Annotated in this window: 19 protein-coding genes; 10 read left to right on the top strand and 9 right to left on the bottom strand. The window is 72.6% G+C overall.

Annotated elements, in window-relative coordinates; translation table 11 throughout:
- On the top strand, window positions 1-360 hold a 360-nt coding region (locus KS423_RS15165), incomplete at its 5' end, for a hypothetical protein (RefSeq protein WP_224279431.1).
- Between the two features lie 609 nt (window positions 361-969).
- A complete protein-coding gene (locus KS423_RS15160) occupies window positions 970-3,027 on the top strand; it encodes a glycosyl hydrolase family 18 protein (RefSeq protein ID WP_224279429.1) in 2,058 nt (685 codons plus the stop codon).
- 173 nt (window positions 3,028-3,200) lie between these two features.
- Here the strand turns inward: KS423_RS15160 and KS423_RS15155 are convergent, their stop codons facing one another.
- The 5 genes from KS423_RS15155 to KS423_RS15135 form a co-directional block, all read right to left on the bottom strand.
- Entirely contained in the window at window positions 3,201-4,487 is a 1,287-nt protein-coding gene (locus KS423_RS15155; RefSeq protein ID WP_224279427.1) for a multidrug effflux MFS transporter, read from the bottom strand.
- Window positions 4,488-4,753: 266 nt separating this feature from the next.
- Complete coding sequence (locus tag KS423_RS15150; protein WP_224279425.1) at window positions 4,754-5,236, bottom strand: hypothetical protein; 483 nt, start codon at window positions 5,234-5,236, stop codon at window positions 4,754-4,756.
- 409 nt (window positions 5,237-5,645) lie between these two features.
- Window positions 5,646-6,524, bottom strand: a complete 879-nt coding sequence (locus tag KS423_RS15145; RefSeq protein ID WP_308020196.1) for an alkaline phosphatase family protein — start codon at window positions 6,522-6,524, stop codon at window positions 5,646-5,648.
- A gap of 287 nt (window positions 6,525-6,811) precedes the next feature.
- The gene (locus KS423_RS15140) at window positions 6,812-7,189 is read right to left on the bottom strand and encodes an ADP-ribosylation/crystallin J1 (protein WP_374119955.1); all 378 of its coding nucleotides are present in this window, start codon (window positions 7,187-7,189) and stop codon (window positions 6,812-6,814) included.
- 75 nt (window positions 7,190-7,264) lie between these two features.
- A complete protein-coding gene (locus KS423_RS15135) occupies window positions 7,265-8,443 on the bottom strand; it encodes an acyl-CoA dehydrogenase family protein (RefSeq protein ID WP_224279423.1) in 1,179 nt (392 codons plus the stop codon).
- Between the two features lie 89 nt (window positions 8,444-8,532).
- Here KS423_RS15135 and KS423_RS15130 point away from each other — a divergent pair, with 89 nt between their 5' ends.
- Complete coding sequence (locus KS423_RS15130) at window positions 8,533-9,072, top strand: GNAT family N-acetyltransferase (RefSeq protein WP_224279420.1); 540 nt, start codon at window positions 8,533-8,535, stop codon at window positions 9,070-9,072.
- Between the two features lie 27 nt (window positions 9,073-9,099).
- Window positions 9,100-9,411: a hypothetical protein gene (locus tag KS423_RS15125; protein ID WP_224279418.1), complete on the top strand. Its 312-nt coding sequence runs from the start codon at window positions 9,100-9,102 to the stop codon at window positions 9,409-9,411.
- Between the two features lie 21 nt (window positions 9,412-9,432).
- Here the strand turns inward: KS423_RS15125 and KS423_RS15120 are convergent, their stop codons facing one another.
- Together KS423_RS15120 and KS423_RS15115 are read right to left on the bottom strand one after the other, a co-directional pair.
- Window positions 9,433-9,741: an AzlD domain-containing protein gene (locus tag KS423_RS15120; RefSeq protein WP_374119956.1), complete on the bottom strand. Its 309-nt coding sequence runs from the start codon at window positions 9,739-9,741 to the stop codon at window positions 9,433-9,435.
- Window positions 9,741-10,466, bottom strand: coding sequence for an AzlC family ABC transporter permease (locus KS423_RS15115; protein ID WP_224279414.1), 726 nt, complete (start codon window positions 10,464-10,466; stop codon window positions 9,741-9,743). Before KS423_RS15115 ends, KS423_RS15120 begins: the two co-directional genes overlap by 1 nt.
- Window positions 10,467-10,612: 146 nt before the next feature.
- Between KS423_RS15115 and KS423_RS15110 the strand changes: the two genes are divergently transcribed.
- Window positions 10,613-11,284, top strand: coding sequence for a helix-turn-helix domain-containing protein (locus KS423_RS15110; protein WP_374119954.1), 672 nt, complete (start codon window positions 10,613-10,615; stop codon window positions 11,282-11,284).
- Window positions 11,285-11,318: 34 nt separating this feature from the next.
- On the opposite strand, the gene KS423_RS15105 is transcribed toward KS423_RS15110, so the two are convergent.
- Complete coding sequence (locus tag KS423_RS15105) at window positions 11,319-13,313, bottom strand: cholesterol oxidase substrate-binding domain-containing protein (RefSeq protein ID WP_224279412.1); 1,995 nt, start codon at window positions 13,311-13,313, stop codon at window positions 11,319-11,321.
- Between the two features lie 332 nt (window positions 13,314-13,645).
- Here KS423_RS15105 and KS423_RS15100 point away from each other — a divergent pair, with 332 nt between their 5' ends.
- Complete coding sequence (locus KS423_RS15100) at window positions 13,646-14,407, top strand: carbon-nitrogen hydrolase family protein (protein ID WP_224279410.1); 762 nt, start codon at window positions 13,646-13,648, stop codon at window positions 14,405-14,407.
- 115 nt (window positions 14,408-14,522) lie between these two features.
- Window positions 14,523-15,929 carry an aspartate ammonia-lyase gene (locus KS423_RS15095; RefSeq protein WP_224279408.1) on the top strand — a complete coding sequence of 469 codons (1,407 nt, stop codon included), beginning with the start codon at window positions 14,523-14,525 and terminating at the stop codon, window positions 15,927-15,929.
- Window positions 15,930-16,064: 135 nt separating this feature from the next.
- Here KS423_RS15095 and KS423_RS15090 read toward each other — a convergent pair whose 3' ends face one another.
- Window positions 16,065-16,538, bottom strand: coding sequence for an SPW repeat protein (locus KS423_RS15090; RefSeq protein ID WP_308020195.1), 474 nt, complete (start codon window positions 16,536-16,538; stop codon window positions 16,065-16,067).
- 185 nt (window positions 16,539-16,723) lie between these two features.
- Between KS423_RS15090 and KS423_RS15085 the strand changes: the two genes are divergently transcribed.
- From KS423_RS15085 to KS423_RS15075, 3 genes are all read left to right on the top strand, one after another.
- Window positions 16,724-17,278: a PadR family transcriptional regulator gene (locus KS423_RS15085; RefSeq protein WP_224279406.1), complete on the top strand. Its 555-nt coding sequence runs from the start codon at window positions 16,724-16,726 to the stop codon at window positions 17,276-17,278.
- Between the two features lie 193 nt (window positions 17,279-17,471).
- Complete coding sequence (locus KS423_RS15080; RefSeq protein WP_224279404.1) at window positions 17,472-19,187, top strand: acyl-CoA dehydrogenase family protein; 1,716 nt, start codon at window positions 17,472-17,474, stop codon at window positions 19,185-19,187.
- A gap of 202 nt (window positions 19,188-19,389) precedes the next feature.
- The coding region (locus KS423_RS15075) for a phosphoribosyltransferase family protein (protein WP_224279402.1) at window positions 19,390-20,458 on the top strand (1,069 nt) is incomplete at its 3' end.

Here is a 20,458-nt window from a genome sequence, read left to right as displayed (position 1 = left end):
GGCGCCACCGGTGCTCCCGCCCCCGACGCCGGCGCCTCGGGAGCCCCCGCACCAGCCAAGCCCGCCCCGCCCGCCGACGCCGGACTGCCCGCCAAGCCGGGCGCCGACCTGGCGGCCAAGCTGGTCTCCGCGCTGAACGCGATCGACCCTGAGATCGTCGGCGGCAAGCCCGACCAGGCCGTGGACCGGGCACGCAACCAGTGCCAGTCGATGTACCAGTTCCCCAAGGACGAGCAGAAGCTGGTCGAACTGGCCAACCAGCGCTTCACCTCCGCCGACCACCCGCAGGGCTTCGGGCCGGAGACCGCAGCGAAGATCAACGAGGCGCTGCTCGCCACGCTCTGCCCTCCGTCCCGCTGATCCGGTCCACAGACCCGAAGATCCGCAGATCCACGCCACCATGAACCGCCCGGTGTCCTGAGCGCCGGGCCGCCGTGGCCGCGCCCCTCCCTGGGTGCGCGGCCACGGCCTTCTCGTTTCCGGCACCTTTCGCCGTCGCCGCCACCGCCACCGCCACCGGTACCGGTACCGGTACCGGTACCGACGCCGACCGCCGAAGGCCCTGACGCCCCCTCCGGCGAACCCGCCGACATTCCCACCCGCCCTCGACGTCCTTCCACTCCCTTCGCCCGCGCGGGCCGTATGCTGACGAACTGTTAGGTCTCTTGACAGACCAGTGGTCTATTCCAAACATAAGCATGTCGATCCGACCGGGATGCACTGTGGGGGTGTGACCACCGGCGGCTGAGGCACTGCCCTGCCATGTTCCGCTCCACCCCCGCTCCGTACGGCGCGCGCATTCGCACGCCGCCCGCGTCCACGCGAGTCGGTGGGCCTTCGCACGCCCTCACGCCCGCACGCCCGATATCCGACCCGGCCCCGGGACCGCGGCCGACCCCACACGGCCGCCCGGCCCGGACCGGCCAAATCTCCCCAACGTCCTGCCCCACCAAGTCTGTTGGAGAATCCATGCGCCTCCGCCGAACAGTCCAGGCCGTGTTGACGGCCTGCGCCACGCTGGCCGCCTCGGCCGGCCTGGTCGCCGCCGGGACGAGCTCCGCCCAGGCCGCCACCCCGCTTCCCAGCCGGGTCTTCGCCCCCTACTTCGAGGCCTGGACCGGCCAGAGCCCAGCCCAACTGGCCGCGCAGTCTGGTGCCAAGCACCTGACCATGGCGTTCCTCCAGACCGCCACCAAGGGCTCCTGCACGCCGTACTGGAACGGCGACTCCTCCATGCCGGTGTCCTCCTCGACCTTCGGCGCCGACATCGCGACCATCCGCGCCAACGGCGGGGACGTGATCCCGTCGTTCGGCGGCTACACCGCCGACAACACCGGCACCGAGCTGGCCGACAGCTGCACCGACGTGAACCAGATCGCGGCCGCCTTCGAGAACGTGATCACCACCTATGACATCAGCCGGATCGACCTCGACATCGAGGACAACTCGCTGACCAACAGCGGCGGGATCGATCGCCGCAACAAGGCGATCAAGCTCGTGCAGGACTGGGCCGCCACCAAGGGACGGAACATCCAGTTCTCCTACACACTGCCGACCACCACCTCCGGGCTGGCCGACAGCGGCCTCGCGGTGCTGCGGAACGCGGTCAGCAACAACGCGCGGATCGACGTCGTCAACATGATGACCTTCGACTACTACGACAACGCCACCCACGACATGGCGGCCGACACCCAGACCTCCGCACAGGGCCTCTACAACCAGCTCGCCAGGCTGTACCCGTCCAAGACCCCCGCCCAGCTGTGGGGTTCGATCGGAATCACCGAGATGATCGGTGTCGACGACTTCGGCCCGGCCGAGACCTTCACCCTGGCCAACGCCAACACCGTGTACAACTGGGCGGTCTCCAAGGGCATCAACACGCTGTCCTTCTGGGCGCTCCAGCGCGACAACGGCGGCTGCCCGGGCACCAAGGGCAACGACAACTGCTCCGGGATCGCCCAGAACACCTGGGACTTCACCCACATCTTCTCGCCGTTCACCAGCGGCTCGACGGTGAACAACGACTTCTCGGTGTCGGCCAGCCCGAACTCCGCGACGGTCACCGCCGGTTCGTCCACCTCGGCGACCATCGCGACGGCTGTGACGGCCGGCTCGGCACAGAGCGTCAACCTCACGGTCAGCGGCGCCCCGGCCGGCGTCACCGCCACCGTCACCCCCGGCAGTGTCACCGCCGGTAACAGCGCCACGCTGAACATCGGCACCACCTCCTCGGTCGCGCCCGGGAGCTACCCGATCGCGGTCACCGGCGCGGCGGCCTCCGGCAGCCACACCAGCACCTTCACCCTGAACGTCACCGGCACCCAGCCCGGCAACGACTTCTCGGTCGCCGTGAACCCGAACTCCGGCACGGTCGCGGTCGGTTCGTCCACCTCCGCCAACATCACGACGGCGGTCACCTCGGGCTCGGCGCAGAACGTCAACTTCACGATCATCAGCGTCCCGGTCGTCGGCATCAACGCCACCGTCACCCCCGGCAGCGTCACCACCGGCAACAGCGCCACGCTCAACATCTCCACCACCGCGGCCGCGACTCCGGGCACCTACCAGCTGGGCGTCACCGCCACCGGGGCCTCCGGCAGCCACACCGCGACCTACACGCTGACCGTCACCGGGAGCGGCCCGACGACCGGGCTGGTCAACGGTGACCTGGAGAGCGGCAGCCTGGCCCCGTGGACCTGCCAGAGCGGCGGCGCCGTGGTTTCCGCCCCGGTCCACTCCGGCACCAAGTCGCTGCAGGCCGCGGCCACCGCGAGCCAGACCGGCGAGTGCTCGCAGACCGTCACGCTGAAGCCCAACACCAGCTACACCCTGAGCGGTTGGGTGCAGGGCAACTATGCCTACGTCGGCGTCAGCGGCGGCGCCACGGCCAGTGCCTGGGCCAACTCCTCCGGCTGGACCAAGCTGTCCGCCCCCTTCACCACCGGCGCCAACGGCACCGTCACCGTGTACCTGCACGGCTGGTACGGCCAGGGCAACGTGTACGGGGATGACTTCTCCATCGCCTGAGTCCGCTTCGAGTGACGCATGACGGATGACAGCTGACAGATTTCAACATCTGTCAGCTGTCATCCGTTTTCTGTTCGCTGTCTCCTGTTCGCTGTTATCTGTCCGTCGCGACTTGTCCGCCGTCAGTTGACCGGCCGCCACCTGCGGCCCGCCACCTGCCGACCGCCCACCCGTCAGCCGCCCGCCGTCCGCATCCGCTCCGGTCGGCACAGCGCCAGGTACACCACCGTCGCCAGCACCCCGCAGACCAGGACCACCAGCGCCATCAGCACCGCCGACGGCTGACCACCGAGGCTGCTCAGCGGTGCGACCACCGCTCCGCACAGGAAGTTGCCCGTCCCCAGCAGCGCCGACGCCGTACCGGCCACCTGCGGCTCGACCAGGCCGAGCGCCTGGGCAGCGGTGTTCGGCAGGAGCACCCCCAGGCTTCCCATCATCACGAACAGCGGCGGGCAGAACCCGGCCAGCCCGAAGTCCCACACCGTCGTCAGCAGCACCAGCGCCACCCCGGCGGCGACCGTCGCCGCAAGGCTGCCCAGCATCAGCGCCCGCTGTGTGAAGCGCGGTGCCAGCACCCGCCCGTTCACCTGGGTCATCACCACGATCGCGAGCGAGTTCAGCCCGAACAGCAGGCTGTAGGTCTGCGGGGAGACCCGGTACACGTGCTGAAGCACCGTCGACGATCCGCTGATGTACCCGAACAGCGCCCCGAAGGCGAGCGAGCTGGTCAGCGCCAGCCCGAGGAACGGCAGGTTGCGCAAGAGCCGCCGCATCGTCCGCAGGGCCGCGCCCACCCCGCCGCCGTCCCGGGTTTCCGGGGGCAGCGTCTCGCGCAGCACCCCGAAGGACACCAGGGTGAGCAGCAGCCCGAGCGCCGTGAGCACGCCGAAGGTGCCGCGCCACGAGGTGAACCGCATCAGCTCCGCGCCGATGATCGGGGCGAGGATCGGCGCCAGCCCGGATATCAGGGCGATCGAGGCGAGGAAGCGCAGCAGCGCGACGCCCTGGAAGCGGTCCCGGGAGACGGCGCGCCCGATCACCAGCCCGGCGGAGCCGGCCGCGCCCTGGACGAACCGGGCGGCGATCAGCACCGACAGGTTCGGCGCGAACACGCACACCACGCTGGACAGGGTGTAGAGGACGAGCCCGACGAGCAGCGGCGGGCGGCGCCCGTAGCGGTCGCTGAGCGGTCCGAAGAGCAGCTGCCCGGCCGCGACCCCGAACATCGAGAAGGTCAGGGTGAGCTGGACGGCGGCCGGCTGGGCGTCCAGGTCGCCGGCGATCGCAGGCAGGCCCGGGAGGTAGAGGTCGGTGGTGAGCGGGCCGAGCGCGGTGAGACCGCCGAGGACGGCGATCACGGTCCAGCCGGGACGGGTCCGGCCGGTGGCCGGTGCGGGGGCGGGTGTGCTGGCGGCAGCGGTCGACGTGTCGTCGGTGGGGCCGACGGTCGGGCCGGGCATGGCGCTCCTTACGGACGGGTGACGTGGGGTTCGTTCGCGCTCCGTCCTATCGCAGCCCGGCGCCGTTCCGACAGCGGGGGTGCGCGCTGTTCGGCCGCGGGGGTGCGTCCGGCCGATCGTCCGCCGCCCGTTCCCGGCCCGCACACGACGACGGCCCGCCCGCACCTTCCGGTGCCCGGCGGGCCGTTCCGTTCCCTGGTCAGGAGTGACGAGGAGGGGTGGGGAGGACTGCTGCCCGGTCGGCGCACCCGAGGCGCCCGCCGTACTCAGTGCTTGGTGACGTGCTCGGCGCGCAGCGCCGCCTGCACCGCGGCGCCGTCCTGCCACGCGTAGAGCTGGTTGCCGGTCAGCGCCACGTTGTAGTGCCCGCAGGTGCCGCTGGCCTTGGTCGCGACGTTCTCGGGGAACCAGCCGGCCTTGAGCGACTCCGGCACGGGGTGCGCGCTCTTGCCCGGCAGCCCGGCGGTGCAGCCGGCGGGCAGCCGGCCCTCCGGGAGGGTGGCGCTCAGCAGGCGGTCGTCGCCCGTGGTGGACATCAGGTACTTCACCGCGGAGGCGTTGTCGGGCAGCCAGGCCGGCATCGACCGGCGGTCGGCCTTGGCCTGGGTGCCGGTCTCGTACGAGCCCTGCTGCTGATGGTGCTCGTCGTACCAGTCGGACACCCGCGGGCCGATTGCCACGGCCGCCACGGCGACGGCCATGCCGGTGCCCGCGACTCCCAGCGCGACCTTGCTCACGATGCCCTTCATGCCCGACTGCCCTCTCCGTGTCGTGACCGGTGCGGCCGCTGCCGCTCGTCTGCGCTGCCGGTGGCTGCCCAGATCCGCGTCAGCGGCCCGGTCGGCGCGCTCCACCGGCCGGTGCAACCATCGTGGCCCGTCCGGACCCGTCGGATCGTCACCACCAGGTCGCGACCTTGTCTCCAACCCACGGGGTACCTTCTCCACCTTCAGGCGTATGCCATTCGACAGGGACCCTGAGGCCAGAGGGTTCCGGGCCCGCAGGACCCGGCTACGCGCCGCTCCGACTCTCAGGTCGGCACGCCCGGGTCGAGCACGGCCCGAGCCCCGATCGAGCGTTGCCCAAGCCCGGCGCCGCCGCGGCTCGGCCTGCTGCGCCCGGAGCAGCGGCGGCCCCCAGCGCCTCGACCGCCGCGCCTCAGACCGCCGCCGGTACCGGCCTGGCGACCGGGAACGGGCGACCGTCGAGGGTCCAGTGCGGGTCGATCGGGCGCAGCAGCGAGGCGTACACCTGGGCGGCGACGTCCGGGTGGCGGATCTCGCCGGTGGGCGGGCCGGCCGGGATGTCGTGCCCGGCGCAGGCGACCCAGGCCGTCCGCTCCTCGGCCGTACGGCCGCCGTGGCCGCCGGTGTCCACGTGCCCGTGGTCGGTGACGACGATGACCGTCCACTGCTCCTCGGCGTAGGTCGCCCGGCCGCCGACGGCGTCCAGGAGCCGGCCGAGGCGCTCGTCGGCGGTGCGCATGGACGCGCGGTACTCGTCGCCGCAGCCCAGGAAGTGGGCGGTCTCGTCGACGGCACCGAGATAGACGAAGGAGGCCTCGGGGTCGGCGGTGCCGAGGACGTGGACGGCTTCCCGGGTGATCTCCTCGTCCACCGCCTCCCAGGCCTCGGGGGTGTCCTCGGCGGGGGCGACGTAGGAGAGCCGGCCGGGCGCGCGGAAGAGCGGGCCGCCGGAGTCGTTGATCATCAGCGGGTCCCAGCCGGCGGCCACGAAGGTACGGCGACGGTCACCCCGGTTGAGTCGGGTGGCGAAGTCGGGGAACACGTCGAGCCGGTTGCCGCCCAGGTGGTTGCCCCAGACTCCGTGCTTGGCGGGCTCGACCCCGGTCACGATGGTGGCCCAGCACGGCCCGGACATGGTGGGCGTGGAGTCCGCGACGGTGACCGGCACCAGGAACCCGGCCTCGGCGACCTCCTGCAGGCGCGGCATCGGCACCTGCGCCAGGTAGTCGTGACGGACGCCGTCGATCCCGACGACGAGCACGCGGGGGCGGGGCCACTGGGCAGCGGACATGGTGGGGGTTCCTTTCGGTCGTGCGCACCCGGCCGCACCCGCCGAGGGCGCCGCCGACCGCGCCATGTTTCACCGGCCGCCGTACCGGCCGGCGTCCCTCCACCGAACGGCAGGTGTCCGCACGGTGTCGGAAGCGCGCGCCTGGAATCCGCCAGGGGCTCGTCCGCCGCCGACCGCGCGGGGCGAGCTGCCCACGGCCCCCGCCGCCGACCGCCGGGACGCGGCCTGCGGCGGGGCCGGTCACGACCGCGGGTTCGGTCCAGGCCCGGCCACGGCCCCGGGTTCGGTCAGGGCTGCGGGCGGAACTCGTGGACGAGCTCGATGCGGCCGACGATGTGCCGGTTGAACTCGGCCAACTCCTCGGCAGGCACCCAGAGTTCGAGGATCGTCCGGCCGCCCGCCTGCTGCACGGGGTAGCGGGCGAGGAAGGCGGTGTCGACCTCGAAGCGGGTGACGTAGCCGACGCCGGAGGCGGGGACGTTCCAGTCCCGGGCGATCCGGATCGCGTAGTCCTCGTTGAGGACGGGGTAGAAGATCGGCTGCTCGGGCAGCCGGGGCGGCCACGCACGCCAGTCGGCGGCCTCGACCAGCGCCAGCTCCTCGGGGCCGGTCGGGCGCCAGAGGGTAGTGGTCAGGGGCGTCATCGGGACGGACTCGCTGGTCATGGCAGGAACGGTAGCCGGGCCGTGACGGGCCCGGCCACCGGTTTCCCCGGCCGGAGAAGGACGGGCGGCGGCCCGTCAGCGGTAGGCGGACTCGCCGGTGATGGCCTCGCCGAGGACCAGGGTGTGGATCTCGCTGGTGCCCTCGTAGGTGAGCACCGACTCCAGGTTGTTGGCGTGCCGCAGCACCGGGTACTCGGTGGTGATGCCGTTGGCGCCGAGGACCGTCCGGGCGCTGCGGGCGATCTCCAGCGCGGTGCGGACGTTGTTGAGCTTGCCGAAGCTGACGTGCGGCGGGCGGGCCGCGCCCTGCTCCTTGAGCCGACCGATCCGCAGGGCGACCAGGTAGGCCTTCTCCACCTCCAGCATCATCTCGACCAGCTTCTGCTGGGTCAGCTGGAAGCCCGCGATCGGACGGTCGAACTGGATCCGGCTCTTGGCGTAGTCCAGGGCGGCGGTGTAGCAGTCACGGGCGGCGCCGACGGTGCCCCAGAGGATGCCGTAGCGGGCCTCGTTGAGGGAGGAGAGCGGTCCGCGCAGCCCGACCACCCCGGGCAGCACGGCGTCGGCGGGCAGCACCACGTCGTCGAAGGCCAGCTCGCTGGTGACCGAGGCGCGCAGCGAGAGCTTGCCGTGCACGTCGGTGGCGGTCAGGCCGCGGGTGCCGCGTTCGACCAGGAAGCCACGCACGCCCTCCTCGGTCTGCGCCCAGACCACGGCCACGTCGGCGATGCTGCCGTTGGTGATCCACATCTTGCTGCCGGACAGCACCCAGTCGCCGCCCTTGCGCACTGCCCGGGTGCGCATGTTGGCCGGGTCCGAGCCGAAGTCCGGCTCGGTGAGGCCGAAGCAGCCGATCAGTTCGCCGGCGGCCATGCCGGGCAGCCAGCGCTGCTTCTGCTCCTCGGAGCCGAAGGCGTGGATCGATCGCATGGCGAGCGAGCCCTGGACGGAGACGAAGCTGCGCAGTCCGGAGTCGGCCGCCTCCAGCTCCATGCAGGCCACCCCGTACGCCACCGCGTCGGCGCCCGCGCAGCCGTAGCCGTCGAGGTGCATGCCGAGCACGCCCAGGGCGCCGAGCTCGGGGGCGAGTTCACGGGCCGGGAAGACCCCGCGCTCGAACCAGTCGCCGATGTGCGGGCGGATCCGCTCCTCGGTGAACCGGCGGACGGTGTCGCGGATCAGCCGCTCCTCGTCGGAGAGCAGGTCGCCGACGGCGAGCAGGTCGGAAGGGTCGATCCGGGTCGGCTTCGTCATTGAAGCTCCTTGTACTCTCGGCGGAATACCGGCGAGTATTCCGCACCCGGCCGGGCGGCGGGCGAGCGCGAACGAGTGAGGATGGCGACATGTCCGACGGTGCCTACGTGGTCGGCGAGGTGACGGCTCAGGAGCTGGCCGGCTCGGCGGAGGAGCTCGCCGGGCTACTGGTGGAGACCGTGCACGGCGGCGCCTCGGTCGGGTTCCTCGCCCCGCTGCACCCGGACGAGGCCGCAGCGTGGTGGCGGGGGCTCGGCCCGGACGTCGCAGCCGGCCGACTGGTGCTGTGGACCGCCCGGGCCGGGGACGACGGACGGCTCGCCGGGACGGTGCAGCTGCGACCGGCCACCACCGCGAACGGCCGCCACCGGGGTGAGGTGGCCAAGCTGATGGTGCACCCCACGGACCGCGGGCACCGGTTGGCCGGGCGGCTGCTGGCGGCACTGGAGGAGCGGGCAGTGGAACTCGGCATCCGGCTGCTGGTGCTGGACACCGAGTCGGGCAGCCCGGCCGAACGTCTGTACGAGGCGGCGGGCTGGAGCCGGGTCGGCTCGGTGCCGGACTACGCGGCCGACCCTGCGGGCACGCTCCGGCCGACCACCATCTTCTTCAAGTCCCCGACGCGCTAGCGGAACGGGAAGGAACGGGAGCAGGACATGGCACGGTGGGCGCTGGTCGCCGAGGAGACGGTGGGCATCGGCCAGGACCGGACCTGGGGCAGCACGGTGCTGGCCGAGGTCGAGGGCACCCGCGAGGAGGCCGTCGAGGAACTGAAGCGGCTCGTTCCCTCCTACACCCCGCAGCATCCCTTCAACAGCCGGCGCCGGACGCTGCTCCGCGACGGGGACACCTACCTGCTGATCTCGCGCGGCAGCATGCGGGACTACCACTGCGTTTTCAAGGTGTGGGAACTGCTGTGGGACAGCAGTCGGCCGGAGGTCCAGGCCGAGCGGCTGGCCGAGGGCTGACACGGGCGGGGGTTCCCCCGCTCACCCCACCCCGCACAACCGCAGCAGCGCCGTGGTCGCCGCACCCGCGACGACCACCGCCGGGAACGGCGCCCGGCGCAGCGCGAGCACCCCCGCGACCAGCACGCCCGCCGGACGGGCCCACCCCGCGAAGCCGTGCCCCTGGGTCAGCGCGCCGGTCGCGATCAGCGCCACCAGCAGCACCGCCGCCGCGGCGGCCAGCAGGTGCCGCAGCCGTTCCGAGAGGGTGAGCCGGCCGCCGAGCAACGGCCCGGCGAGCCGGAAGGCGTACGTCCCGACGGCCAGCAGCAGGACCGCGTACAGCGGCATCATCGGACCGCCTCCTTCTTCCCGTTCACCGCGTTCTGTTCGTCCGCCGCCGCCTCTGCCGTCGGCCGTCCGGCGAACAGCAGCCCGACGAGGGCGAGCAGCACCGGCAGCCCGGCCGGGACGAACGGCGTGGCCGCGACCGCGACCACGGCACCGACCACCGCCGCCGTACGTGTGCGGCGGTCCGCGAGCGAGGGCAGGACGAGCGCGAGCAACACTGCCGGGAAGGCCGCGTCCAGGCCGAGCGCGTCCGTGTCGCCGATCAGCCCGCCCGCGAGCGCGCCGAGCAGCACCGAGATGTTCCAGACCACGAACAGGGCGATCCCGCAGAGCCAGTACACGGCCCGGCGCCTGCACGGCTCGCTCTGCTGCAGGGCGAAGGCGGCGGTCTCGTCGGTGAGCAGCTGCGCCCCCGCCAGCCGTCGCCACCGTGGGCCGTCGAGCACGTCGGCCACGGTGAAGCCGAAGGGCAGCAGCCGGGCGTTGAGCACCAGTCCGGTGGCGACCGCGGCGAGGGCGCCGCCGCCGGAGAGCACCACGCCGACCGCCGCGAACTGGGAGCCGCCGGCGAACACCAGGACGGAGAGGGCGATCGGCACCCAGAGGGGTAGACCGCCGGAGACGCTGATCGCGCCGAAGGAGGCGCCGACGAGGGCGTCGGCCAGGCAGACCAGAGCGACGTCCCGAAGGGTGGCACGTTCCAGTGTTCGAATGAGCGAACGCATGTTCATTAGAGTGAACGGCTCGACCCCGTTCGTCAAGGCGAACAGGCGGGCCGATCGGGCGAACGACGACCAGGGCCCGACCGTGGCAGCATGAACGGCGGCATCAGCCGACCGGGAGCCGCGGAAGGGGCCAGGAGGAAGCGTGAGTGGCGAGCATGAGTGACCAGACCACCCCGGCCATGGGCCCCCGCGGCTCCAGCGGCTCCACCGGCAGCAGCAATGGCGGCGGCAGTGCCAGCGGCAGCGGCAGCGGCAGCGGCAGCGGCAGCGGCGCCGAACTGATCGGGCAGATCGCTGCCTCGATCCGGCGCGAGCGCGAGCGCAGCGGGCTGTCGATGGCCGAGCTGGCCCGGCGCGCGGGCATCGCCAAGTCCACGTTGTCCCAGCTGGAGTCGGGCGCGGGCAACCCCAGCGTGGAGACGCTCTGGGCGCTCGGGGTCGCACTGAACGTGCCGTTCAGCCGGCTGGTGGACCCGCCGCGCCCGGTGGTCAAGGTGATCCGGGCCGGCGAGGGCCCGGTGACCCACTCCGAGCGCGCCGACTACGCCGCCACCGTGCTCTCCTCCTGCCCGCCCAACGCCCGGCGCGACATCTACCGGATCGAGGCGCAGCCGGGCGAGACCAGGGCATCCGATCCCCACATGCCCGGCACCGTCGAGCACGTGCTGATCGGTGCCGGACGGGCTCTGGTCGGGCCGACGGAGGCGCCGGTCGAGCTGGGCCCGGGCGACTACGTGAGCTACCCGGGCGACGCTCCGCACGTGTTCCGCGCCCTGGCTCCGGACACCCTCGCGGTGATCGTCATGGAGCACATCTGACGGATCACCGGCCACCGCGGGGCGCGCGCGTCGGCTACTTCAACAGCCGGTCCAGGAAGGGGTTTCCGAACACCCGGTGCGGGTCGTGGCGGTCCAGGACGGCGACCGCCTCGTCCCAGCCGGGCCCGCCGCCGGCCCGCAGGCTGTCGGGGACGGCCCGGTCGATCAGGTCGGAGTCGGACCAGGCGGCGGCGTCGGTGTAGGCCCAGCCCTTGGACCACTCGACCCGCAGGCCCGCCCGGGTGCCGTCGAAGGTGCGCAACAGCCACTGCTCCAACTCCCGGGCGAAGCGCTCCAGTCCGGGAGTGCCGGGGAAGGCGAGGACGTCCAGCCAGACCGCCGTGTCCCACTCGGGGCGGTCGGCGCGCGGGCGCAGCGCGGACAGCAGCGGGGGCCGGGCGCCGGGGACGCCGGAGGAGGCCGGGTCGTCCAGGCCGGTGACCCGGATCTCCACCGCGCCGTTCACCGGGAACTCGCCCCGAGCCTGGTAGGACGCGAGCAACTCCCGGTAACAGGCGGCGAATTCGCTCACCACCCACTGGAGGTCGGCGCGCTTGGCGAGGACCGCGTAGCCGTTCGCGGTGACCCGCAGGGTGGTCGGGCGGATGTAGTGGAGCAGGGTGCGGGAGGGGCCCCAGAGGTCGGAGCGCAGTCCGCCCGCGAGCAGGTGGGTGAGCACCTCGCCGCTGAGCAGTCGGCCCAGCAGCCCGCCGGAGAGCAGGACATCCGTGATGTCGCCGGTGAGCCCCACCTTCGCGACCAGGTACTGGAGTTGGCCGAACAGCGGGGCCGATGCCCAGGCGCCGGTGACGATCTCGTCGGCGAGCCGGGCGACCGGTTCCGGAATGCTGTCCGAGAAGGGGTAGTTGTAGGGGCGGTCGACGGCCAGGGAGGCGAGCGGCTTGTTCGGGGTGACGCTCCAGGTCTTGAGCCAGGGGTACTCGGTGTAGGCGAACCAGATCACCTCGGCCCGGCCGTCGCGCTCCACGAAGTCGGCGAGGGTGCGCGGGCCTCCCCCGCCGCCGAGGACCCCGCCCAGCACTCCCCCGAGCACTCCGCCGAGCCCGCCGCCACCACCGGTGTCCGCACCGGCACCCGTACCGGTGCCCGGGCGGGCGAAGAGCTCGCTCGCCGGGATGTCGAGCCGACTGACACAGCGCAGCGGCCGGTCGGCGCCGGCCCGCAGCACCACCTCGGTGAGGAAGGCGCGGCCCAGGTGCACCAGGAAGGCGGCGCTGTCGGCCTCGGAACGGTCGAAGGTGCGCAGCGCGTAGCGGCCGGTGGCCGGGTCGAGGACGACGGCCGTGAGTCGGACGACCTGGTTGCTGACCGAGCCGTACCCGTGCCCCTCCGGTCGCACCTCCCCCGCCGCCGGCGCGGCGGTGCCGTGGCCGCCGATGGCGAGCACACCACCGACGGTGATCTCGCCGGGGGCCGGGCAGGCGGTCAGGCCGAGGCCGCGGGCGGCCAGGTGTGTGAGCAGGGCCTCCATGGTGGCGCCGGTCTGCACCCGGACGGTCCCGGGCGCGTCGGCGCTGATGGCGGTGAGGTGGCGGCTGGTGTCCACGAGCAGGATCCGGGCACTCTCCGGGGTCCCGGTGGCGACGGTGAGCGGCGCCCAGGTGTGCCGGTAACCGGAGGCCCGCAGCCGCCAGCCGTTGGCGTGCGCCCAGTCGGCCAGGGCCGGGACCTCCTCGGGGGTGCGGGGCGCGCAGGTCCACAGCTGGTCGGTGCGGATCTCGCCGGACCAGTTGCGGAAGACCCGCTGATAGAGCTCGGTGCCTGCGGGCAGTCCGGGCGGTACGGGCGCGGCGGCCTCGGCGCTGTCCGGGCCGATGGTGCCGCGCAGCAGCCAGGCCGCGCCGCCGAGCGCCGCCGACGCGCCCAGCAGCTTCCGGCGGGTGAGGCCACCGGGGGTGCTCTTCCGCGTGTCCGCCGGGGCGGTCGAAGGGGCCTTCGTGTCAGCCTTCGTGTCGGCCTTTGCATGGGCCTTCGCGGGGGCGTCCACCAGGGCATTCATTGGGGTCATCCCCTCCGGTGTCGCCCCGCCAACCGTTCCGCCCACCGGGCCGTGTTCCGTGGTCATCCGTCCGTCCGCCCCCTCGCACTGGTCCCCCGGGGCCGGGCTACGGCGATCCGGGTCCGGCCGGAGTCCGCCCGGCCCGGTCCGGAGCGTATGGAGGGGCGCACGGCGGTTTGAAGCGTCCACCCGGGATCTCACTCCTTCGAGTGAGATCCGTTCGATCGGCCCGGGAGCCCGGTCCACCTGCCCAGTCCCTCGCCCGAGCTCTGTTGCCCGTGTCCTCCGCGGGCGCATAGGTTGATCACGATCACCCCACCCCGCCCGCCGGAGGCTCCGCCATGCCCTCGTCCGCGTCCTCGCTCGCGAACTCTCCCGTGCCCGCAGCGCTGACCGTCGCCGTCGCCCAGCCCGTCTGCGCCGCCGCCGGCCGTCCGGACACCGTGTCCGAGAACGTCGCCCTGCACGCCGCGGCGGTGCGGGAGGCCGGCACCCGGCTGGTGGTGTTCCCCGAGCTGTCGCTGACCGGCTACGACCTGGCCGCGCCGGCCGTCGACCCGGCGGACGGCCGGCTCGCACCGCTGGTGGCGGCCTGTGCCGCCACCGGTGCCGTCGCCCTGGTCGGGGCACCGGTCACCGAGGCCGGCGGGCGCGAGTCCATCGCCACGCTGGCGGTCACCGGGGAGGGCGCCGAGGTCGTCTACCGGAAGATGCGCCTGCACGGCGCCGAGGTCGAGCGATTCGCCCCCGGCGAGCAGCCCGTCGTCCTGGAGCTGGACGGCTTGCGGCTCGGCCTGGCCGTCTGCGCGGACGCCGCCGACCCGGCGCACGCCGAGGAGACCGCCGCGCTCGGCATCGACGCCTACGTCGCCTCCACCCTCTACGGGCCCGGCGCCGCCCAGGCCGAGCGCCGGGACGGCCACTTCCACGACCGGGCGGCCGCCCACGGGGTGTGGTGCGTGCTGGCGACCTGCGCCGGGGCCAGCGGCGAGTACCCGGAGAGCTCGGGCGGCTCCGGCGTCTGGGCCCCGGGCGGAGACCTCGTCGTCCAGGCCTCCACCGCCCCGGGCGAGCTGGTCCGCGCAGCGCTGCCCCGGCGGTAGGCGCCGGGCCCGGAACCGGATCACCCGACCGGAAATACCTGCGCCCCACGCGCGGCTGTGGTGATCGGAGATCCGTTCCGGGCCGGTCGGGCCCGTACAGGAGGTGCAGCGCGCGATGGGTGGCCAGCAGGAGAAGCCGCAGGAGTACCGGATCGAGCACGACTCGATGGGCGAGGTCAGGGTGCCGGCCGACGCGAAGTGGCAGGCACAGACGCAGCGGGCGGTGGAGAACTTCCCGGTGTCCGGCCAGCGGCTGGAGCGGGCGCACATCGCCGCGCTGGCCCGGATCAAGGCCGCCGCGGCCCGGGTGAACGCCCGGCTCGGTGTGCTGGACGAGGAGACGGCGGAGGCGATCGCGGCGGCGGCCGGGGAGGTCGCGGAGGGGCGCTGGGACGACCAGTTCCCGGTGGACGTGTTCCAGACCGGCTCGGGCACCTCGTCCAACATGAACACCAACGAGGTGATCGCCACCCTGGCCGGGGAGCGGCTGGGCCGGCCGGTCCACCCGAACGACCACGTCAATGCCAGCCAGTCGTCCAACGACGTCTTCCCGTCCTCGATCCACATCGCCGCCACCGCCGCCGTCACGCACGACCTGGTGCCGGCGCTGGAGCATCTCGCGGAGGCTTTGGAGCGCAAGGCCGCCGAGTTCGCCCAGGTGGTCAAGTCGGGCCGCACGCACCTGATGGACGCCACGCCCGTCACGCTCGGCCAGGAGTTCGGCGGCTATGCGGCGCAGGTGCGGCACGGGCGGGAGCGGCTGCTGGCCACCCTCCCCCGGGTCGCCGAACTCCCGCTCGGCGGGACGGCGGTGGGCACCGGCATCAACACCCCGCCCGGTTTCCCGGCGGCCGTCATCGCGGAGGTCGTCCGCGTGACCGACCTGCCGCTGACCGAGGCCCGGAACCACTTCGAGGCGCAGGGCGCGCGGGACGCCCTGGTCGAGCTGAGCGGTCAACTGCGCACGGTGGCAGTCGGGTTCACGAAGATCGCGAACGACCTGCGCTGGATGGGCTCCGGTCCGCGCACCGGGCTCGGCGAGATCAACCTGCCGGATCTCCAGCCCGGTTCGTCGATCATGCCGGGCAAGGTGAACCCGGTGCTGCCCGAGGTGGTGCTGATGGTCGCCGCCCAGGTGGTGGGCAACGACGCGACGGTCGCGCTGGCGGGCGCGAGCGGCAACTTCGAGCTGAACGTGATGCTCCCGGTGATCGCCCGCAACGTGCTGGAGTCGGTGCGGCTGCTCGCCAACAGCGCCCGACTGCTGGCCGACCGGACGGTGGACGGCATCACCGCCAACGTCGAACGGGCCCGGGAGTTCGCGGAGTCCTCACCCTCGGTGGTGACCCCGCTGAACCGCTACATCGGGTACGAGGAGGCCGCGAAGGTCGCCAAGCAGGCGCTGGCCGAGCGCAAGACGATCCGTCAGGTGGTGGTGGAACGCGGCTACGTCGAGCAGGGCCGACTCACCGAGGAGCAGCTGGACGAGGCCCTGGACGTGCTGAGGATGACGCGCCCTTAGTGGGCCGTGCGATGGCCGGCGCGCGTCGGGGCACGACCTCGCACGTTCGTCGCCTGGGGGAACGCCCGGGGACGCGCGCCGGGGCGCGGCGGGCGGCTGCGCCCTCCGCGCCCCGGTCACGGGCTGCGGGGAAGATCAGCCCTTGGCACGGCCGGCCCGGCCGCGCCGCATCGACGCTCCGTTCGAGGTCATGGTCGCCATCGAGATCGCCGCGAGGCCGAGCAGGAACATCACGGCACCCACGATGATGCAGGTCACGATGTTCTTGCCGTGCGCGACGGACCCGGAGACGACCCAGGGGGAGATGATCGTCCAGACACCGAGCGCGGCGGCGGCCCAGGCCCGCGCGTGGGTGCGTTCGTAGGCCGATCCGTAGCCGGCCATCAGGACCGTGTAGGCCAGACCCACGATCAGGCAGGTCACGGTCAGGGTGCTGTACGCGGTGAAGCCGACGATCCATGGCGATGCCGCCAGGAAGAGACCGGCCAGGACGGCCAGGGCTTCCACGCCCTGGGCGCGGGGGGTCGTTGTGACCCGCTCGTAGCGTTCGCGCAGTTCGACGATGTCCGGATGGTGCTCCATGCCCGTCGTCGGGATATGGGTTGCCACCGATACCACCTCCTGTGGTCGGAACCGGTAAGGCGCTTGCCCCGTACCCATTCTGGCGCTTATCTAGTGTTTTGCACCTGATGGTCTGGAATGATCGATAACCATCCGATCACGCCGGTGACCTGCGTCTCAACCATCCGGGTCGCCATTGCCTATGCAACTCGTTGCATAGCAGGATGCGGGCCATGGCACTGGAGCACGCGATCCTCGTCTCGCTGCTGGAGCAGCCCGGCTCCGGCTACGAGCTGGCCCGGCGCTTCGACCGCTCGATCGGGCGCTTCTGGACCGCCACCCACCAACAGATCTACCGGGTGCTGCGGCGGATGGAGGCGGACGGCTGGGTGGCCGCGCAGGAGATCCCCCAGGACGGACGTCCGGACAAGAAGGTCTATTCGGCGGCCGAGGCCGGACGGGCCGTGCTCGCCGACTGGCTGCGCGAACCGGTCGAGCCGGAGACCGTCCGGCACGAGCTCGCGGTCAAGATCCGGGCCGCCGCCTTCGACGACCCGGCCGCGCTGGTGTCCGAGGTCGAACGCCATCGCGAGAGCCACTCCGCCCTGCTCGCCCGCTACCTGCACGGCGAGCAGCGGGACTTCCCGGACGCCACCGCGCTCGACGCCGGGCAGCAGTTGCAGCACGTGGTGCTGCGCGGCGGCATCGAGTACGAGCGGATGACCCTCGCCTGGCTCGACGACGTGCTCGCCACCCTGCGCCGCCTCGCCGCCGACCGGCCGTCCTGACCAGCCACCCCGTCCTGCCGTCGCGACCGGCCGACCAGCCAACAGGAACCGGACGACGGCGAACAGCCGGCAGGCAACGGGTGACAGATAACAGATGACAAACTCTGAAATCTGTCACCTGTTATCTGTCATCAGAACCCTGTCGGCCCGCAACCCGCCCTCCTCACACCCTCGACCCCTCGGGAGCCCCTCGATGCTCTTCAACCCGCGCAGCTACGACCCCGCACAGTTCGACGAGCCGACCCGCCGGCTGCTGCGCGCGACGGTGGACTGGTTCGAGTCCCGCGGCAAGAAGGCGCTGATCGACACCTACATCGACCGCAGCTGGTACGCCGACTTCCTGGACTTCGCCGCGAAGGAGGGCCTGTTCGCGGAGTTCCTGACCCCCGCCGCGGCCGACCCCGACAAGCGCTGGGACACCGCGCGGATCGCCGAGCTGAACGAGATCCTCGGCTTCTACGGCCTCGGCTACTGGTACACCTGGCAGGTCACCATCCTGGGCCTCGGCCCAGTCTGGCAGAGCGAGAACGAGGCCGTCCGCGCCCGCGCCGCCAAGCTCCTCGCGGACGGCCACGTGATGGCCTTCGGCCTCTCCGAGCGCACCCACGGCGCCGACATCTACTCCACCGACATGATCCTCACCCCGGACGGCGAGGGCGGCTTCACCGCGACCGGTTCCAAGTACTACATCGGCAACGGCAACGTGGCCGGCCTGGTCTCGGTGTTCGGCCGCCGCTCGGACGTCGAGGGCCCGGAGGGTTACGTCTTCTTCGCCGCCGACAGCCGCCACGACGCGTACCACCTGGTCAAGAACGTGGTGAACGCGCAGATGTACGTCAGCGAGTTCCGCCTGGAGGACTACCCGGTGCGCGCCGAGGACGTGCTGCACACCGGCCGGGCCGCCTTCGACGCCGCCCTCAACACCGTCAACGTCGGCAAGTTCAACCTCTGCACCGCCTCGGTCGGCATCTGCGAGCACGCGATGTACGAGGCCGTCACGCATGCCCACAACCGGGTGCTGTACGGCAAGCGGGTCACCGACTTCCCGCACGTCAAGCGGGAGTTGACGGACGCGTACGTCCGCCTGGTGGCGATGAAGCTGTTCAGCGCGCGGGCCGTGGACTACTTCCGCACCGCCTCCCCCGAGGACCGCCGCTACCTGCTGTTCAACCCGATGACCAAGATGAAGGTCACCACCGAGGGCGAGAAGGTCATCGACCTGATGTGGGACGTCATCGCGGCCAAGGGCTTCGAGGCGGACACCTACTTCGACAAGGCCGCGAAGGACATCCGCGGCCTGCCGAAGCTGGAGGGCACCGTCCACGTCAACCTGGCGCTGATCCTCAAGTTCATGGGCAACTACCTGTTCGCCCCGGCCGACTACGCCCCGGTGCCGACCCGCCTGGACGCCGCCGACGACGTCTTCCTGTTCCGGCAGGGCCCGGCCCGCGGCCTCGGCGCGATCCGCTTCCACGACTGGCGCACCGCCTACGACCGCCACGCCGAGCTGCCCAACGTCGCCCGCTTCCGCGAACAGGCCGACGGCTTCTGCGCGCTGCTGCTCAAGAACGCGCCGAGCAAGGAGCAGCAGGCGGACCTGGACTTCCTGCTGGAGATCGGCCAGCTGTTCGCGCTGATCGTCTACGGCCAGCTGGTGCTGGAGCAGGCCGAGCTGACCGGCCTGACCGCCGCCGACCACGGCGGCGACGTGCTGGACCGGATCTTCGACGCGCTGGTCCGCGACTTCTCCGCACACGCCACCGAGCTGCACGGCAAGGCCTCGGCCACCGAGGAGCAGGCCGCCTGGGCGCTGGCGAACGTGCGCCGCCCGGTCGCCGACCCGGCGCGGGACACCCGGGTGTGGGCGCAGGTCGAGGCGCTCTCCGGCGCGTACGAGATGCAGCCGTAGCGCACGGGAGAAAGGACCCCGGGGGTGCCGGTCGGCGGGCCGGCACCCCCGGTTCACCTCTGCGGGGGAGCTCCGGTCGTCGCCGAAGCCCATGCCGCGGGCCCGGGCGACCACCGAGCCGTCCGACCGCACCCCCGGAGCCGCCGCCCGTGACCGCCCCGAGCCGGCCGGAACGACGTACGGTGGAACCGGAGGCCGTGTCATGCACGTCACCGGAACCCACTTCACCCACTTCGCCGACCGCACCGAGGCGGGCCGTCGACTGGCCGCCCGCCTGGGCCACCTGACCGGCCCCGACACCGTGATCGTGGCGCTGCCGAGGGGCGGCGTGCCGGTGGCCGCCGAGGTCGCCGCGGCGCTCGGCGCGCCGCTGGACATCTGCGTGATCCGCAAGCTCGGCGTGCCCTACCAGCCCGAGCTCGGCATGGGGGCGATCGGCGAGGGCGGCGTCCGGGTGCTGAACGACGAGGTGATCCGGTTCTCCGCGGTCACCGACGAGCAACTGGCCGAGGTGGAGCGGCGCGAGCGCGCCGAGCTCCAGCGCCGGGCCCGCCGCTACCGGGGCGACCGGCCGCCAGCCGACCTGCGCGGACGCACGGTGGTCGTGGTGGACGACGGCATCGCCACCGGGTCGACCGCCCGGGCGGCCTGCCGGATCGTCCGCAAGCACGGCGCGGCCCGGGTGGTGCTCGCGGTGCCGGTCGCGCCCGCGGACTGGACCGAGCGCCTCGGCGAGGTCGCCGACGAGCTGGTCTGCGTCGACACACCGTCCCCGTTCTACGCGATCGGCGAGTTCTACGCCGACTTCTCGCAGACCGAGGACGAGGAGGTGCTGCGGCTGCTGGCCGAGGCCGGCGGCGACCCGCCCGCGGCCAACACCGGGGTGGACCGCGAGCTGCTGCTGCCCGTCGCCGGGGTCGGCCTGGCGGGCCGGCTGACCGTCCCGGCCGGCGCGCGCGGGGTCGTCGTCTTCGCGCACGGCAGCGGCAGCGGCCGGCACAGCCCGCGCAACCGGCACGTCGCCGAGTACCTGAACCGCACCGGTCTGGCCACGCTGCTGTTCGACCTGCTCACCGAGGACGAGGAACCCGACCGGCGGAACGTGTTCGACGTGACGCTGCTGGGCGGCCGGCTGACCGCCGTCGCCCGGCGGCTGGGCGCCGCGGAGGGCGGCCCGGACACCGTCGTGCCCGAGACCCGAGACCTGCCGCTCGGCCTGTTCGGCGCCAGTACGGGCGCCGCGGCCGCGCTGCACACCGCCGCCGAGCTGG

It is taken from the genome of Streptomyces sp. LS1784 (genome assembly GCF_020103755.1).
In the GTDB taxonomy this organism is placed as follows: Bacteria; Actinomycetota; Actinomycetes; order Streptomycetales; family Streptomycetaceae; genus Kitasatospora.
The sequence above is the reverse complement of the archived record's forward strand: the minus strand, read 5'-3'. Positions and strand labels throughout refer to the sequence as shown.

Bases quoted from the DNA above. Each gene is read 5' to 3' on its own strand.
- KS423_RS15140 (WP_374119955.1), bottom strand. From the start codon at position 7,189: ATGACCAGCGAGTCCGTCCCGATGACGCCCCTGACCACTACCCTCTGG.
- KS423_RS15080 (WP_224279404.1), top strand. From the start codon at position 17,472: ATGCTCTTCAACCCGCGCAGCTACGACCCCGCACAGTTCGACGAGCCG.
- KS423_RS15145 (WP_308020196.1), bottom strand. From the start codon at position 6,524: ATGTCCGCTGCCCAGTGGCCCCGCCCCCGCGTGCTCGTCGTCGGGATC.
- KS423_RS15130 (WP_224279420.1), top strand. From the start codon at position 8,533: ATGTCCGACGGTGCCTACGTGGTCGGCGAGGTGACGGCTCAGGAGCTG.
- KS423_RS15115 (WP_224279414.1), bottom strand. From the start codon at position 10,466: ATGCGTTCGCTCATTCGAACACTGGAACGTGCCACCCTTCGGGACGTC.
- KS423_RS15125 (WP_224279418.1), top strand. From the start codon at position 9,100: ATGGCACGGTGGGCGCTGGTCGCCGAGGAGACGGTGGGCATCGGCCAG.
- KS423_RS15085 (WP_224279406.1), top strand. From the start codon at position 16,724: ATGGCACTGGAGCACGCGATCCTCGTCTCGCTGCTGGAGCAGCCCGGC.
- KS423_RS15150 (WP_224279425.1), bottom strand. From the start codon at position 5,236: ATGAAGGGCATCGTGAGCAAGGTCGCGCTGGGAGTCGCGGGCACCGGC.
- KS423_RS15160 (WP_224279429.1), top strand. From the start codon at position 970: ATGCGCCTCCGCCGAACAGTCCAGGCCGTGTTGACGGCCTGCGCCACG.
- KS423_RS15100 (WP_224279410.1), top strand. From the start codon at position 13,646: ATGCCCTCGTCCGCGTCCTCGCTCGCGAACTCTCCCGTGCCCGCAGCG.
- KS423_RS15155 (WP_224279427.1), bottom strand. From the start codon at position 4,487: ATGCCCGGCCCGACCGTCGGCCCCACCGACGACACGTCGACCGCTGCC.
- KS423_RS15135 (WP_224279423.1), bottom strand. From the start codon at position 8,443: ATGACGAAGCCGACCCGGATCGACCCTTCCGACCTGCTCGCCGTCGGC.
- KS423_RS15120 (WP_374119956.1), bottom strand. From the start codon at position 9,741: ATGCCGCTGTACGCGGTCCTGCTGCTGGCCGTCGGGACGTACGCCTTC.
- KS423_RS15105 (WP_224279412.1), bottom strand. From the start codon at position 13,313: ATGACCCCAATGAATGCCCTGGTGGACGCCCCCGCGAAGGCCCATGCA.
- KS423_RS15095 (WP_224279408.1), top strand. From the start codon at position 14,523: ATGGGTGGCCAGCAGGAGAAGCCGCAGGAGTACCGGATCGAGCACGAC.